We start from the raw sequence: 15,231 nt of genomic DNA, 5'->3' as shown, positions 1-15,231 counted from the left end.
GCAGTGAAACGATGCATCGCCGATGGTAGTGTGGGGTTTCCCCATGTGAGAGTAGGTCATCGTCAAGATTAAATTCCAAAACCCCTATCTGCATCTGCAGGTAGGGGTTTTGTTTTTGTGCGCGAAAAAGTGGCCATTCTCTAGCCGGCTGCTTACGTCTGCTGCCACTGCCTGATCAGGAGTCCATAGACAATCAGGTTGACCAGCAGCACAAAAGCCCCCAACCCCAGTTGGATTTCCAGCGTCAGCCCGGCGGGGTATATCAGCGGCCAGACGTAATGCTCGATGAAGCTTTCGCTGTAGCCGGCCTGCCCGGCGTTATGGCGCATGAGGTTCTCCCAATGGGTCAACGGGCAGTTCCAGTGGAGGATTTCGACCAGGGTGCCCCAGACGGCCGCGGGAAAATGGCACCAGATCACTTGGCGCCATTTGAAGGCCAGCAGTGCGCCCAGCAGCACGAACACAATGAGCAGCAAATGCATCAGCATCAGCCCATCGGCCGCTATTCGGTAAAACATGGGGCCCGCCTCCTTTGAACGGGGGTTGTGAGCACCTTGCTCGGCATCCCGCCTGAGCCAGTCTTGCACCACCTATACTCAAAATACCGCCATCACAAATCTCAGCGGCCCCAAACCGATCGAGGCGTGACGACGGCTGTCCTGTTATTACCGGGGGACTGCGATCTTGAGTCTGCGTTTCCTGTGCCTGGCCTTATTACTGATCCTGCTGCTGTTGCTGGCGGGATGCGCCACGGTGCGTCGCTCTGAGCCGACGGCGCCGATCGTGATCACGGAAGCGACCTGGCAACAGATTGACCGGGATATAGACAGCGCTTCATTGTCCTCCAGGGAGGAGGTTAGGGATTACACCCGCAAAGCCATGGGGCGCTGGCGTGAGCAAGTATTCCGCCGTACCGAAACCGACTTCATTCCCTGGTTTACCGGCTACTGGACCCAACAGTGGCTGGGCGTGAAGGTGGGCTGGTACAAGATGAGCGCCAAGGGCGAGACGGATTCGCCGGTCAACCGACTGACGGTCTACCTGCAGGAACAGTATCACGAGCGTGTGCTGGATCCCGTCTCCAGGGTGACCGATCCGAACGTGATCATGGGCGATGCCGTGAGGTTGTACCTGCAGATGCTCAGCGCTCATATGGCCGAGATACAGGAGCAGTATGCAGTCCCCCAGGATCAATTCGACCGCAGGCTCAGCCAAGTGCCCGCCATCACCCTGGCGCCTCCTGCAGCACGCAATGCTTCGCTCTATCAGATCATTCATACTGAGCCGGTCACTCGATTGCCCGCTTACACGGCGCTTGTCGAACAGGTCCGCAGTTCCAACAGCGGTGCCGGGGCAGGGTTGTCGGATGCCGGGATATCTTCGGTGGCCAAGCGTGCAAGCGAACGGCTCGAAGCCCAGATTGCTACTCGCAGCGTCGCCAGCGCAGTGGCGGCAGCCGTCGGCCGGGTTGCCGGGGCGGTAATTTCCGTGGTCTCCCTCGGCATCGGTGCCATGTCGAATGAAAGTGATCGGCCGATCGCACAAGCGCAAATGCGCCAAAGCCTGAGCGCTGCATTCGACAAGGCATGGCTGGGCTTGATGGAGAACGAGGCAAACGGTGTGATGGCCGGGGTCAACTACATTTCCGGGCAAATCCAGCAAGGTCTTGTCGCCAACCTGTCGGTCATGCCGCAGCCTGTGCGCACCCGGCCCAACGAACCGGCCCTTCAGCGTGAACAACGCAGCGACGTTTACCTGCCAGCGCCGACTGATCAGGCCCAGCCGTCCTCAGGCTTCGCGCAATAATTGCCACGCTTACTGCGCCCCGGGGCAACGCCCGCTGGCAACGGCCTGGCTGATCGCCACGGCGAGGCCCTTCACGTTCTTCTGATGCGCCAGTACCAGATCGTCGATAGTCGCGCCTGACGGGGTCTGGATCGTTGTCCGGCAGTTGATGAACTCACTGTTATCCTCTGACTCGAGGTTTCGCAGGCGCCATTGCGCGTCGACTAGGGCATAGTGCCCGGGAATCGAGTCGAAGCGTTGCACATCGACACGCAAGGACATTTTACGGGCGTTGCTTGTGCCTGACAGTTGATCGGCGAGGGCGCTTTGCAGTTCTTCCGACAGGCTCGCTCCCCACCATTCGGTTTCCAGGACCGCCAGGCCGCTGTTGCCCTGGCGGATGACGATCTGCGTGCGGTCGACCTGCGCCGGCACGCTGACCTGCTCAAACTGGATGCTGCTCGCACCGCGGGTTGCCGATGCCGGCTGGGCCGGAATCAGGGTGTGGTAATGCACCGGGTCGCTGCTGCAGGCTGCCAGCACCAGCAGCGAACCGACCAACCCAACTCTCAACGACAAAGACATGGACGCACTCCTGTGGTCAGCGGTTCGACGACGGTTGCAGGTTTGGCGGCGAGGCATCTTTCTGACGTCCGCGCAGCAAGGATTCCGGATGCCGGCCCAGATAGTCCGACAACTCGCGCAGGGAGCGTGACATGCGCCCGAGTTCTTCCAGGGTCTGGGTCAACTGTTCGCGTTGTGGGGAGTCTTCGGCGAGGGTCGAGTTGGCCGCTTGCAGGGTCTTGCTCACTTCCTGCAAGGTGTTCTCCACTCCCGGCAAGGTCTGGGTGCTGAACTGCTTGATGCCTTTGCGCATTTCCGTGAGGTTGCTGTCCAGGTTGTTGGCGATGCGCTCGATCGGCAGCTTGTTGATCTTGTCGACCATCGCCTGCAATTGCTCCTGCAGCAGTTCCAGGCTGGCCGGCACGGTGGGAATCATCACGGGACGAGCATTGAGGTCGAAGGCGACTTTTGGCGCCTTGGGGAAGAACTCCAGGGCGATGTACAACTGCCCGGTCAACAAATTGCCGCTACGAGCCTGGGCGCGCAGGCCATTGTCGACAAAAGTGCCCATGAGTCGCACGGCTGCTGCTTCGTCTTCAGGATTATGCTCCAGCGCCTTGAGCATCTTCAGATGGGCTTGCCCCAAGCGTTTAGGATAGATGACGATGCCGACATTGATCGGGAACGTGCGGGCTTTTTCGTCGAAATCCAGGTTGATCGCCACCACTTTGCCAATTTCCAGCCCCTGGAACTCGACGGGCGCATCCACCTTCAAACCGCGCAAGGCCTGATCGAAACGCAGGACGAGGAACTGCGGCTTGCCATTGGGCGGGGCGAGCGCGGTCGCCTGGTCCTCGAACAGCTCATAGTTTCGATTTTCTGCGGCGCTCTTGTCACCGGGGCTGTAGTTCGGGGCGCGGAAGGCAATGCCGCCGAGCAACATGGCTGACAGCGACTCGGTCTTGACTGCAAAGCCGTCGGCCCCGACATTGATGTCGATGCCACTGGCATTCCAGAATCGGGTGTTTTCGGTGACATGCACGTCGTTCGGTGAATTGACGAAGATTTCGATGTTCACGCCATTGCCGTCGGTGTCCAGTGCATAGGCAACCACCTGGCCCACCGGGATCTTGCGGTAGTAGACGGCCGACCCGATGTCCAGCGACCCCAGGTCCTGGGCGTGTAGCATGAAGCGCTTGCCGGGTTCGCCATAGGTAATGGTCGGAGGGACTTCGAGTCCGGTGAAGACCCGGGCGCGGGCATCGGATTGCCCCGCGTCGGCACCAATGAAGTCACCTGAAAGCAAGGTGTCGATCCCGGACACCCCGCCCGCGCCAATGCGCGGTCGCACCACCCAGAACTTGGAGTCCTCGCGGGTGAAGGATTCGGCCTGTTTCGACAGTTTTACCGTGGCGTTGACGCTCTTCTGGTCATCGCTCAACGCTACATCGGAGACATGGCCGATCACCACGTTGCGGTATTTGACCTCGGTCTTGTTTGCCGTCAGGCCTTGGCCGGTCTTGAAATTGAGGGTGATCACCGGCCCTTGTTGCATCAGGTTGTGCACCACCAGGGAGAGCCCGACCAACACCGCAACGATGGGTACGATCCACACCAGAGAAACGCTCCAGCGGCGGGTCTTGATGTCGGCTTTGCCGGGCTGTGGCTGCCCCTCAGTGGCTTTCGATTCCATCCATGACCTCCTCGGTTTGTGGGTTATCCCAGATCAGGCGCGGGTCGAAACTCATCGCCGAGAGCATGGTGAAGACCACCACCATGCCAAAAAACAGAATCCCGGGTCGTGGCTCGATATCACCCAGTGCCTGGAACTTCACCAGGGCGGCGACCAGCGCAACGACAATGACGTCGAGCATCGACCAGTAGCCGATTAGCTCGACGAAACGATACAGCTGCGAACGTTCCTTGCGGGCCCAGAGACTGCCCCGCTGGGCGGTTACCAGCAGCAGCGTCAGGGCGACAAACTTGATGCCTGGCACGGCGATACTGGCAATGAATATGATCAGGGCGATGTCCCAGGCACCATGCTCCCAGAATTCCAGCACGCCACCGATGATGGTGCTGTCGGATCCACTGCCGAACATGCTGGTGTTCATCACGGGCAGCAGGTTGGCCGGGATGTAAAACACCAGCGCCGCGACCAGGAACGCCCAGGTGCGGGGCAGGGAGTTGCTCTTGCGCCTATGCAGGGGCGCACCGCAGCGCTCGCACACAGGGGGCTGGTCGGTCATGTCGCAGGCCAGGCCGCAGCTGTGGCACAGGCAAAGGTTGAGATCGCGGGCTTCGGACGGGCTATTCATAGGCAGTCCCACAGTTCACGAACGTCACGTCCGGCGATGCGGATCAGCAACAGGCTCAGCACCGCGAGGGCAAACAGGCCGATGCCGGGGATCACGTCCAGCAACCCGGCCAGTTTGAATACGGCCACCATGGCCCCCAGCAGGCAGACTTCCAGCATGCTCCAGGGTCGCAAGCTCTCCAGCCAGCGCATGCACAGCTTGAACGCCGGTGCGCGCCTGGAGGTCAGCGCGAAGCTCAGCACCCAGATCAGCAACAGCAGTTGGAACACGGGCGCGATGATGATGGAAATGGCCGCGACCAGGGCGATGAAGGTAATCGGGCCGTCACTCAGGGCCACCACCGAATCCCAGAGGGTGGCGCTGTTTTTCAAGCCTTTGAGGCTGATGCTCATCACCGGGTAGAAATTGGCGAATATCCACAGCACGGACGCGGTCAGAGTCAATGCCAGGCGTTGCTGCAGGGTCATGCCGTTGTAGCGCTGCAGCACCCCGCCGCAGCGTTGGCACAGGGCGGTCTGGTGTTTGGCGAGCACGGCTTTTTCATACACGGCATCGCAATGCTCGCAAATGATCAGGTGGTCGCTGCTGGCCATGGTTCACACTCAAGGAAAAAGCCGGACGTGTCAGGGGGTTAACTGAATATAGAAGCGCCTTGCGATAGAGCAAATATAAAGTTCAGTGCACAACAATAGAGGCATGTGTTTACCGTTTCGATACGCTGAAACGAAATACTGCGCGCGACCGAAACCGGCGGCACGCAGCGACGCGATTGGGCGCAGGGGGCGAAAGTTACTCGCCGCGAATGTACTGTTCCAGCTGGCGGATCAGTTCGGCCTGCTCGGCAATGGCTTCCTTGACCAGGTCGCCAATGGACAGTAACCCCAGCAATTGGCCGTTTTCAACCACGGGCAAGTGACGCAGGTGCTTGTCGGTCATGATGCTCATGCAGGTTTCGACGGTTTGATGGGAATCCACGGTGATCACCGGCGAGTTCATGATCTCGCTGACCGGGGTGCCCACCGAGGAACGGCCCTTGAGCACCAGCTTGCGCGCATAGTCACGTTCGCTGATCACGCCGACGATCTTGCCGTCGTCCATTACCGGCAGCGCGCCTACGTTCTTCGCGGCCATCACCATCAACGCTTCCAGCACCATTTGATGGGACTTGATGGTGTGGACCTCCTGATTGTGACTGGCTTTTAACTTGAGCAGTTGCGCGACGGTCTTCATGGAGGTCTCTCCGCTGTTGTCTGTGTTAGAGGACGGCCTATACAGAATCGTAGACGCAGGCTAATGGAGCAAGGGGGCAAAGCGGCATTTACACAATCTAAATGCGTCATCGGCGGCGTTCGGGGCGCCTGCGGCTGGAAAGCACAGACAAAAAAGCCGCTGATAACCCGTTCAGGCTATCAGCGGCTGTGCAAGGCAACTTAGCAGTAGCGGTCGATCACGCTGACGTCTGGCCGGGACTGCAGGTTCTGCCATTCCTGAGTCAGGGTGGCCAGTACCCGGCCGACGAAATCTTTGTCCGCGGCGGCTTTCTTGCCAACATAACCCTGGCCGCGACGGTACATCTTCAATCGGGCACGCAAGTCACGTTTGTTCAGTTCGAACTCGGCTTCATGGGCATGGGGCGACAGGCAGTCGATATGCACCTGGCCAGATTCGGCAATCCACAGGATATGACTGTCATGGCTGTCTTTGTGTGCGGCGAACATACGAGCCAGTTCATCAATAGTCGGTTGATTGTTCAGATTCATGTTAAAGCCCCTTGACCAATGTTTGATCTGTCTAGTTGATTCGCTAATTCACTTCTCTACTTCGGTAAGTTGATATCTGGTACCGAAACCAGGGCGACAGTGGTTGTCTGCCGAATATCGGCAGGGCCTTGAGCAGGATGCATGTAGTCTTGCCGAGAAACTGCTACGTACTGGCGTCACAACGGGGGAGAAGCAGCGATTACCTGGATGTTGTTGCCCGATACAAACCTGCTCGGTCACAAGCATCTTGAAGAGTATTCGCCAGCGCTTCCTGTCCTGGAGGGACGTTCATGCCGGGTCAGTTTCATCAATCTGCCTTGTGGGCAGTACACATCCGGGAGCAGCTCGGCGGTCAGTCGAGCCTTTTCACAACACTTTTGCCTACGCTCCCGATCGGGGAGACGTCCGCATCATGCAAGGGGAAAAACAACTCGTCAACGGTTTTGTAGTGAAAAATTTCATTCACTACAAAAATAATCCCGGCACCGATCCGTAGCGGTTTAACCTTGTCCTACAATCGCTTGCGTGACACAGGTAAAGGCAGCCCTGAGCACCGATGGCGGGTAGAATCGAAGGTTCAGATCATCTTCGAGGTTGCAGTGGTGGACTTACAGCAGGGCTTCGTCTTGACCCGGCATTGGCGCGATACCCCGGCCGGCACGCAAGTCGAGTTCTGGTTGGCGACCGATGCCGGCCCGCGCTTGGTGCGCTTGCCCGTGCAGCCGTCGGTGGCGTTCATTCCCGAGCAGTACCGCGAGCGCACCCTGGAACTGGCGAGCAGCGAGCCGGGTGTCGAACTGCGCCCGCTCGCGTTGCAGGATTTCCAGCATCGCCCGGTGTTCGGCCTGTATTGCCAGCAACATCGCCAGCTGATGCACCTGGAATCGGTACTGCGCAGGGCCGGTGTAGAGGTCTTCGAGGCGGACATTCGTCCACCCGAGCGCTACCTGATGGAGCGCTTCATTACCGCTCCCGTGTCATTCACCGGAACGCCTGACGCCAGTGGCCTGTTGCTCGATGCCCAGCTCAAGCCGGCCCCGGATTATCGGCCGCGCTTGAAGTTGGTCTCGCTGGATATCGAAACCACCGAACAGGGCGAGTTGTATTCGATTGCCCTGGAGGGCTGCGGTCAGCGCCAGGTGTACATGCTCGGAGCGCCAAACGGTGACGCCACCCAGGTGGACTTTGCCCTGGAGTATTGCGATTCCCGAACCCTGCTGCTGAAACAGCTCAACGCCTGGTTTGCCCGGTACGATCCCGACGCCATCATCGGCTGGAACCTGGTGCAGTTCGACCTGCGCGTCCTGCATGAGCATGCCCGGCGCCTGGCGGTCCCGTTGCGCCTTGGGCGCGGTGGCGAGGAAATGCAGTGGCGCGAACACGGTTCGGGCAATAACCACTTCTTTGCCGCGGCAGCGGGACGTCTGATCATCGATGGCATCGAGTCCCTGCGTTCGGCGACCTGGAGCTTTCCTTCGTTCAGTCTGGAAAACGTCGCACAGACGCTGCTGGGAGAAGGCAAGTCGATCGACAACCCGTACCAGCGCATGGATGAAATCAACCGCATGTTCGCCGAGGACAAGCCGGCCCTGGCGCGCTACAACCTCAAGGACTGCGAGTTGGTGACGCGGATCTTCGACAAGACCGAGCTGCTGACCTTCCTGCTGGAACGCGCCAGCGTCACCGGGTTGCCGGCCGACCGTAGCGGCGGCTCGGTGGCCGCGTTCACCCACCTCTACATGCCGTTGATGCATCGCCAGGGTTTTGTCGCGCCGAACCAGGGCGAGCGGCCGCCCCAGGCCAGTCCCGGCGGTTTTGTCATGGATTCGCAACCTGGTTTGTACGAGTCAGTGCTGGTGCTCGATTACAAGAGCCTGTACCCGTCGATCATCCGCACCTTTCTGATCGACCCGGTGGGGCTGGTCGAAGGCTTGCGTCACCCTGACGACAGTGAGTCGGTGCCGGGCTTTCGGGGGGCGCGCTTCTCGCGTACCCGGCACTGCCTGCCGGCGATTGTCGCCCGGGTCGCCGAGGGTCGGGAAGCGGCCAAGCGCGAACACAACGCGCCCTTGTCCCAGGCCTTGAAAATCATCATGAATGCCTTCTATGGCGTGCTGGGCTCCAGTGGTTGCCGGTTCTTCGATACGCGCCTGGCGTCTTCGATCACCCTGCGCGGGCATGAAATCATGCAGCGCACCCGGCAACTGATCGAAGCCCAGGGCCATACGGTGATCTATGGCGACACCGACTCCACTTTCGTCTGGTTACGGCGCGCCCATGGCCAGGAAGAGGCGGCGCAGATTGGCCGCTCGCTGGTGGCCTACGTCAACCAGTGGTGGCGTGAGCATCTGTTGCGCGAGTTCGGCTTGCACAGCGTGCTGGAACTGCAATACGAAACCCATTTTCGACGCTTTCTGATGCCGACCATCCGTGGCGCGGAGGAGGGCAGCAAGAAGCGCTACGCAGGCCTGGTGACCCGCGCCGATGGTACCGACGAGATGGTCTACAAGGGCCTTGAAAGCGTGCGCACCGACTGGTCGCCGCTGGCCCGACAGTTTCAGCAAGAGCTCTACCTGCGGATTTTCCATCGGCGGCCGTATCAGGACTATGTGCGCGAGTTTGTGCGGGCGACGCTGGCGGGTGAGCACGATGAGTTGCTGATCTACCGCAAGCGCCTGCGCCGGCCGCTGGACGACTATCAGCGCAACGTGCCGCCCCATGTCCGTGCCGCGCGCATCGCCGACGAGTACAACGACCGGCAACACCGGCCGCGCCAGTACCAGCGCGGCGGCTGGATCAGTTACGTGATCACGGTCGCGGGGCCCGAACCCTTGGAGACCCGCAGCGCACCGATTGACTACGACCACTACATCAGCCGTCAGCTGCAACCGGTGGCTGACGCGATCCTGCCGTTTGTGAACGACGACTTCAGTACCCTGATCGGTGGCCAACTGGGCTTGTTCTAGGCCTCAGACCATCGCCAGCCGCTGCTTGCGGGTGGGCGCCGCGAAGGCCAGGTCCAGTGCCTGGAAGTCCGCTGGGTCGAGTTGCAACGCGCCAGCGGCGGCATTCAACCGCACGTGTTCGGGGCGAACCGCCTTGGGGATGGCGATCACGCCCTCCTGAGACAGCAGCCAGGCCAGCGAGACTTGCGCCGGGGTGACGCGATGACGTGTGGCGATCGCTTTGAGTGTCGGCTCGACCAACAGGTTGCCGGCCTGGGCAATCGGGCAATACGCCATCAATGGCATGCGCTGCTGCTGGCACCAGGGCAACAGATCGAACTCGATGCCACGCTCTTCAAGGTTGTAGAGCACCTGATTGGTCGCGCAAGCGGTGGAGGGCAGCTCGCCCATGTCCGCGACATCGAAATTGGACACGCCCCAGCGGCCGATCTTGCCGTCTTCACGCAAACGCTCGAAAGCCTCGACGGTTTCCTCAAGGGGGTGCTGCCCCCGCCAGTGCAGCAGATACAAGTCGATGTAGTCGGTGCCCAAGCGCCGCAGACTGCGCTCACAGGCCTGGGGAATGCCGCGGCGGCTGGCGTTATGCGGGTAGACCTTGCTCACCAGGAATACCTGATCACGCACACCGACGATGGCCTGGCCCACTACCTCCTCGGCACCGCCTTCGGCGTACATTTCGGCGGTGTCGATCAGGGTCATGCCCAGGTCGATGCCGGTACGCAAGGCATCGATTTCGCGCGTGCGCTGGTGCCGGTCTTCGCCCATGCGCCAGGTGCCTTGGCCGACGACGGGGACCGGTACGCCGGCCAGTTCAAGTGTTCGCATGACCATCTCCAGATTGCATTGGCGCGAGCGGCCGATCCGGCTCCGGGTGCTCGCGATGGACGCTAACGATAGCCCAGTTCGGGCACAAAATTGACGAACCCCCGAAAGCGTCCTTTCATTGAACTGTCCTGCCGTTCACCGGAACGGCGGCCGCGCACGCAGCGCGCCACCCGGGAGTGTGATGATGAAGCGTCAAGCACGAGTCTTCTGCCTGTTGATCGCAACCATGACCCTTGGCGCGCAGGCCGAGGACGCGCCTCCGGCGGACGATTCCGCGCCTCCCCTGAACCCCCACGTAATTGACAAACTCATTGATGTGGGGGACTACCTGCGCAGCCTGCCCAAATTCGAGGTCAACGCCGAGGTCACGCGCGATACCGTGCTGGACTCGGGGCAGAAAATCCAGACCGGCTCGCGAACCACGCTGAAGGTGGCGGGGCATGACCGCCTGTACGCCAAGGCCGATGGCGATACGCAAACCCGGGAGTTCTTCTACGATGGCAAGCACCTGACACAGTACTCGCCCTATCTGAAGTACTACACCACCGTGGATGCTCCGGCCACCGTCAGCGAAACCCTGCACAAAATCGAGCAGCACTACGGTATCCAGGTGCCGACGGAAGACCTGTTCCTCCTGGGCCGCGACCAGGCGCAAATCGACGCACTCAAGAGTGCGATCTATGTCGGGCCCTCTTACATCAAGGGCACGCTGTGCGACCATCTGGCGTTCCGCCAGGCGGGTGTCGACTGGCAGCTGTGGATCACCCGTGCCGACAAACCCTTGCCCTGCAAGCTGGTGATCACCACCACCGACGTGGCGAGCTTTCCGGAGTACAGCGCGGTCTACAGCTGGAACCTTGCCCCGAAGATCAGCCCCTCGGCGTTCACCTTTACGCCGCGCAAGGGTGATGTCGCCATCCCCTTGAAGAAAGCCAGCCAATAGGGGGGCAGGATCATGTTCAGAATTCCTCCATACGCGGTTCTGGTGTCTCTGCTGGCGACCGCAATGCTGACCGTCGGTGTCGCTGAACTGGTCGACGCCCGTCAGCTGCGCGCCCAGGGCGGTGCCCGGTCGTCGGTCAATCGGGCACCGCCGGCGCACGCCCCGCGAGCCCAGCGCGCCCACACCAATCAGCGGGCCAATACCAGCCAACGGCTCAATACCAGTCAACGGATCAATACCAATCAGGGTGTTCGCGCCAAACAGCGGATCAACCCCAATCCGCAGCTCAGCAGCGGCCAGAGGGTCAGCACCCCGAGGGCCAAGACCGCCCCGCGGGCCAACACCAACCAGCGGGCCAGTACCGGCCAGAGAGCCAGCACTGACCAGCGGCTCAGCACCGCCCAGCGCGATCAGGCCAGGCAGCGCGCCGATCAGGCCAATGTGGGGAACGAGGTCAACTCGGGCAACCGTGTGAATGCCGGCAACAACGTCGGTAACCGGGTGCGGGTCGACAACAGTGAACGCAACGTCAACAAGACTCGCGATGTGAATATCGATAGCGAGGGGCACGGCGATTACGATGACGACGATTATGATCACGATTATGACGATGACGATGATTACGACCATCCGCTCGCCATGGCCGCAGCCATCACGGCTACGGTCGTGGTCACCGCGGCGGTGGTGGGTTCGGTCATGCGCCCGTCGGAGATGCCCAGCGACTGTGTGCAGGTGACGCGCAACAACACGGCGTACATGCAATGCGGATCGACCTGGTTCCAGCCACAGTACCAGGGCAGTAATGTGAGCTACGTGGTGGTCAACGCGCCATGAGCGATGCTGGAAAAAAGGCGTCCTGGGGGGAATGCGGGCACTCACCCCTAGACGCCTGAATCACCATGACCGAGGGAGCCTGGTGAGGCCGTTCGTGATGCAGCGGCGGTGGTAAGGCGCCCCGTGAACGGTGTTGCAGACTGCGCCCCCGACGGGCGCAGTGGGTTACTTGCCGAGCTTGACCCGGGTCCAGCCGCGGGTCACCACTCGTTGGGTCGCGATGGGCATGTCCGGGATGGCGTACAACGTGGCCATCACGGCCTGGGGCGGGTACGAACCCGGGTCGTCGCGGATCGCTTCATCCACCAGTGGCGTCGCCGCAGCGTTGGCGTTGCTGTAGCCGACGTTGTTGGTGATCTCGGCCATGATGTCCGGGCGCATCAGGAAGTTCATGAACAGGTAGGCGTTGTCGACGTTGGTCGCATCGTGCGGGATGGCGACCATGTCATAGAAACTGCCGGCGCCTTCCTTGGGGATGCTGTAGTCGACCTTCACCTTGTTGCCGGCTTCCTTGGCCCGGGCCTTGGCTTGCAGCACGTCGCCGGAGTAACCGACCGCGACGCAGATGTTGCCGTTGGCCAGGTCCGAGATGTACTTGGACGAGTGGAAGTAGGCCACTGACGGGCGAATCTTCATGAACAGCGCTTCGGCCTCGGCGATCTGCTGCCTGTCCCGGGTGTTCACCGGGTAGCCCAGGTAGTGCAGGGCGGCCGGCAGCATTTCGGTGGGCGAATCGAGGAAGCTGATCCCGCAGGCTTTCAGCTTGGCCGCGTTTTCCGGTTTGAACAGCAGGTCCCAGGAATTCACCGGGGCATCGTTGCCCAGCACTTCCCTGACCTTGTCCGGGTTGAAGCCGATACCGATCGAGCCCCACATGTAGGGGAACGCGTGGGCGTTTTCCGGGTCGCTGGCAGCGGCGTTTTTCAGCAACACCGGGTTGAGGTTTTTCCAGTTGGGCAGCTTGGACTTGTCCAGCGCCTGGTAGACGCCGGCCTTGATCTGCTTGGCCAGGAAACTGTTGGACGGCACCACGATGTCGTAACCCGATTTGCCGGCCAGCAGGCGAGCTTCCAGGGTTTCATTGCTGTCGAATACATCGTAGGTCACGCTGATGCCAGTCTCGTCTTCGAATTTCTTGACGGTGTCCGGGGCGATGTAGTCGGACCAGTTGTAGACGCGCAGAACCTTGTCATTGGCCTGGGCGCCTGTGGTGATCGCGCCCAATAAGGACAGTGTCAGCAGAGTCCTGCCAAACATTTTCATCGGTACAACTCCATTTTTTTATTCAAAATCACAAAACAAAAATGCAGTGAGCATCAAACCCTGTGGCGAGGGAGCTTGCTCCCGCTTGAGTGCGCTGCACTCACAAAATTGGAAGGGTTGCCAGGATTTTTGGGGCCGCTCCGCAGCCCAGCGCGAGCAAGCTCGCTCGCCACAGGTTTGTATTTACTCAGTTGAACAGCAATGACACTAGGCCGTCGCTTCTACCATTTGCTTGTTGGGTTGCTGCCAGGATTCGCTGGCGGTCTGGTCCATCGCATCCTGGATCGCCCGTTTGCGATTGGCTTCGGCCTTGCGGCTGAAGTACCAGACCATGAAGGTCACGATCGATACCGCCAGCAAAATCAGGCTGGCCACGGCGTTGATCTCGGGCTTCACGCCCAGGCGCACCGCCGAGAACACTTCCATCGGCAAGGTGGTGGAACCCGGGCCGGACACGAAGCTGGCCAGCACCAGGTCATCCAGCGACAGGGCGAACGACATCATGCCGCCCGCCGCCAGCGACGGCGCGATCATCGGGATGGTGATCAGGAAGAACACCTTCAACGGGCGTGCCCCCAGGTCCATGGCCGCTTCCTCGATGGACAGGTCCAGCTCACGCAAGCGCGCCGAGACTACCACCGCGACATAAGCGGCACAAAACGTGGTGTGGGCAATCCAGATGGTGACGATGCCACGCTCCTGCGGCCAGCCGATCATTTGCGCCATGGCCACGAACAGCAGCAACAGCGACAGGCCGGTGATCACTTCCGGCATCACCAGGGGCGCGGTCACCAGGCCGCCGAACAGCGTGCGGCCCTTGAAGCGGGTCACCCGGGTCAGCACAAAGGCGGCCAGGGTGCCCAGTGCCACGGCGGCAATCGCGGTGTAGCAGGCGATTTCCAGCGAGCGCACCACCGAGCCCATCAACTGGCTGTTGTCCAGCAGGCCGGCGTACCACTTCACCGACCAGCCGCCCCAGACCGTCACCAGCTTCGAGGCGTTGAACGAGTAGATCACCAGGATCAGCATCGGCAGGTAGATGAACGTCAGGCCGAACACCAGCATCATTCTTGAAAATCCGAAACGGTTCATGCCCGTCCCTCCATCTCTTTGGCTTGGCTGCGGTTGAACAGCAGGATCGGCACAATCAGGATCACCAGCATGATCACCGCCAGCGCCGAGGCTACCGGCCAGTCACGGTTGTTGAAGAACTCCTGCCACAGCACGCGGCCGATCATCAGGGTCTCCGGGCCGCCCAGTAGTTCCGGAATCACGAACTCACCCACCACCGGGATGAACACCAGCATGCAGCCTGCGATGATGCCGTTCTTGGCCAGCGGCACGGTGATTTTCCAGAAGTTGTTGAAGTTGCTCGAACCCAGGTCCGAGGCGGCTTCCAGCAGGCTGGCGTCGTGCTTGACCAGGTTGGCATACAGCGGCAGCACCATGAACGGCAGGTAGGCGTAAACCACCCCGATATAGACGGCCGTGTTGGTGTTGAGGATCTCGATCGGGTGCGACGTCAGGCCGGTCCACATCAAAAACCCATTGAGCAGGCCGTTGTTGCTGAGGATGCCCATCCACGCATACACGCGGATCAGGATCGCGGTCCAGGTCGGCATCATGATCAGCAACAGCAAGACGTTCTGCGTTTCCTTGCTGGCCTTGGTAATGGCGTAGGCCATCGGGAAACCGATCACCAGGCACATGGCCGTACTGAGCAGCGCTACTTTCAACGAGCCCAGGTAAGCCGAGAGGTACAGCTCGTCGGCGGCCAGTAGCGAGTAGTTGCCCAGGTTCAGCAGCAGTTGGAACTTCTGTTCGGCGAAGCTGTAAATCTCGGAGTAGGGTGGAATGGCCAGGGCGGCTTCGGAAAAGCTGATCTTCATCACCAGAAAGAACGGCAGCATGAAGAACAGAAACAGCCACAGGAATGGAATACCGATGACGACCTTGCGACCGCTCGGCAAAAA

At 60.6% G+C, this 15,231-nt stretch carries 15 protein-coding genes; 4 read left to right on the top strand and 11 right to left on the bottom strand.

The genetic code is table 11. The features are described from left to right. Window positions 1-152 precede the first annotated feature (152 nt). Window positions 153-518, bottom strand: coding sequence for a DUF2784 domain-containing protein (locus AC3WQN_RS22750; RefSeq protein ID WP_103401541.1), 366 nt, complete (start codon window positions 516-518; stop codon window positions 153-155). Window positions 519-684: 166 nt separating this feature from the next. Between AC3WQN_RS22750 and AC3WQN_RS22745 the strand changes: the two genes are divergently transcribed. After that, window positions 685-1,806 carry a hypothetical protein gene (locus AC3WQN_RS22745; RefSeq protein ID WP_178081936.1) on the top strand — a complete coding sequence of 374 codons (1,122 nt, stop codon included), beginning with the start codon at window positions 685-687 and terminating at the stop codon, window positions 1,804-1,806. Between the two features lie 9 nt (window positions 1,807-1,815). Here AC3WQN_RS22745 and AC3WQN_RS22740 read toward each other — a convergent pair whose 3' ends face one another. From AC3WQN_RS22740 to AC3WQN_RS22715, 6 genes are all read right to left on the bottom strand, one after another. Next, the gene (locus AC3WQN_RS22740) at window positions 1,816-2,370 is read right to left on the bottom strand and encodes a PqiC family protein (protein ID WP_103401540.1); all 555 of its coding nucleotides are present in this window, start codon (window positions 2,368-2,370) and stop codon (window positions 1,816-1,818) included. Between the two features lie 16 nt (window positions 2,371-2,386). Further along, a complete protein-coding gene (locus tag AC3WQN_RS22735; protein ID WP_103401539.1) occupies window positions 2,387-4,042 on the bottom strand; it encodes a PqiB family protein in 1,656 nt (551 codons plus the stop codon). Further along, window positions 4,023-4,667 carry a paraquat-inducible protein A gene (locus AC3WQN_RS22730; protein ID WP_103401538.1) on the bottom strand — a complete coding sequence of 215 codons (645 nt, stop codon included), beginning with the start codon at window positions 4,665-4,667 and terminating at the stop codon, window positions 4,023-4,025. Before AC3WQN_RS22730 ends, AC3WQN_RS22735 begins: the two co-directional genes overlap by 20 nt. Then, complete coding sequence (locus tag AC3WQN_RS22725) at window positions 4,664-5,260, bottom strand: paraquat-inducible protein A (RefSeq protein WP_103401537.1); 597 nt, start codon at window positions 5,258-5,260, stop codon at window positions 4,664-4,666. The genes AC3WQN_RS22730 and AC3WQN_RS22725 overlap by 4 nt, the downstream gene beginning before the upstream one ends. A gap of 196 nt (window positions 5,261-5,456) precedes the next feature. Further along, window positions 5,457-5,897: a CBS domain-containing protein gene (locus tag AC3WQN_RS22720; protein ID WP_095146837.1), complete on the bottom strand. Its 441-nt coding sequence runs from the start codon at window positions 5,895-5,897 to the stop codon at window positions 5,457-5,459. Window positions 5,898-6,097: 200 nt separating this feature from the next. Beyond that, window positions 6,098-6,427, bottom strand: coding sequence for a hypothetical protein (locus tag AC3WQN_RS22715; protein WP_103401536.1), 330 nt, complete (start codon window positions 6,425-6,427; stop codon window positions 6,098-6,100). Between the two features lie 602 nt (window positions 6,428-7,029). Between AC3WQN_RS22715 and AC3WQN_RS22710 the strand changes: the two genes are divergently transcribed. Further along, entirely contained in the window at window positions 7,030-9,393 is a 2,364-nt protein-coding gene (locus AC3WQN_RS22710) for a DNA polymerase II (protein ID WP_178081938.1), read from the top strand. A 3-nt stretch (window positions 9,394-9,396) separates the two neighbouring features. Here the strand turns inward: AC3WQN_RS22710 and AC3WQN_RS22705 are convergent, their stop codons facing one another. Further along, window positions 9,397-10,218: an aldo/keto reductase gene (locus AC3WQN_RS22705; protein WP_103401534.1), complete on the bottom strand. Its 822-nt coding sequence runs from the start codon at window positions 10,216-10,218 to the stop codon at window positions 9,397-9,399. 184 nt (window positions 10,219-10,402) lie between these two features. Here AC3WQN_RS22705 and AC3WQN_RS22700 point away from each other — a divergent pair, with 184 nt between their 5' ends. Both AC3WQN_RS22700 and AC3WQN_RS22695 read left to right on the top strand, forming a co-directional pair. Then, window positions 10,403-11,161 (top strand): DUF2092 domain-containing protein, encoded by a 759-nt coding sequence (locus AC3WQN_RS22700; RefSeq protein WP_103401533.1) that lies wholly within the window; start codon window positions 10,403-10,405, stop codon window positions 11,159-11,161. 12 nt (window positions 11,162-11,173) lie between these two features. After that, window positions 11,174-11,995: a hypothetical protein gene (locus AC3WQN_RS22695; protein WP_178081935.1), complete on the top strand. Its 822-nt coding sequence runs from the start codon at window positions 11,174-11,176 to the stop codon at window positions 11,993-11,995. 165 nt (window positions 11,996-12,160) lie between these two features. On the opposite strand, the gene AC3WQN_RS22690 is transcribed toward AC3WQN_RS22695, so the two are convergent. The 3 genes from AC3WQN_RS22690 to AC3WQN_RS22680 form a co-directional block, all read right to left on the bottom strand. Further along, window positions 12,161-13,258, bottom strand: a complete 1,098-nt coding sequence (locus tag AC3WQN_RS22690) for a polyamine ABC transporter substrate-binding protein (protein ID WP_103401532.1) — start codon at window positions 13,256-13,258, stop codon at window positions 12,161-12,163. 207 nt (window positions 13,259-13,465) lie between these two features. Then, a complete protein-coding gene (locus tag AC3WQN_RS22685; protein WP_103401531.1) occupies window positions 13,466-14,350 on the bottom strand; it encodes an ABC transporter permease subunit in 885 nt (294 codons plus the stop codon). After that, on the bottom strand, window positions 14,347-15,228 hold the full coding sequence (locus tag AC3WQN_RS22680; RefSeq protein WP_178081937.1) for an ABC transporter permease subunit: 882 nt from the start codon (window positions 15,226-15,228) through the stop codon (window positions 14,347-14,349). Before AC3WQN_RS22680 ends, AC3WQN_RS22685 begins: the two co-directional genes overlap by 4 nt. Window positions 15,229-15,231: the final 3 nt, after the last annotated feature.

The sequence above is a fragment of the Pseudomonas sp. FW300-N1A1 genome (assembly GCF_058789115.1).
This window is presented reverse-complemented; position numbering and strand designations above follow the sequence as displayed.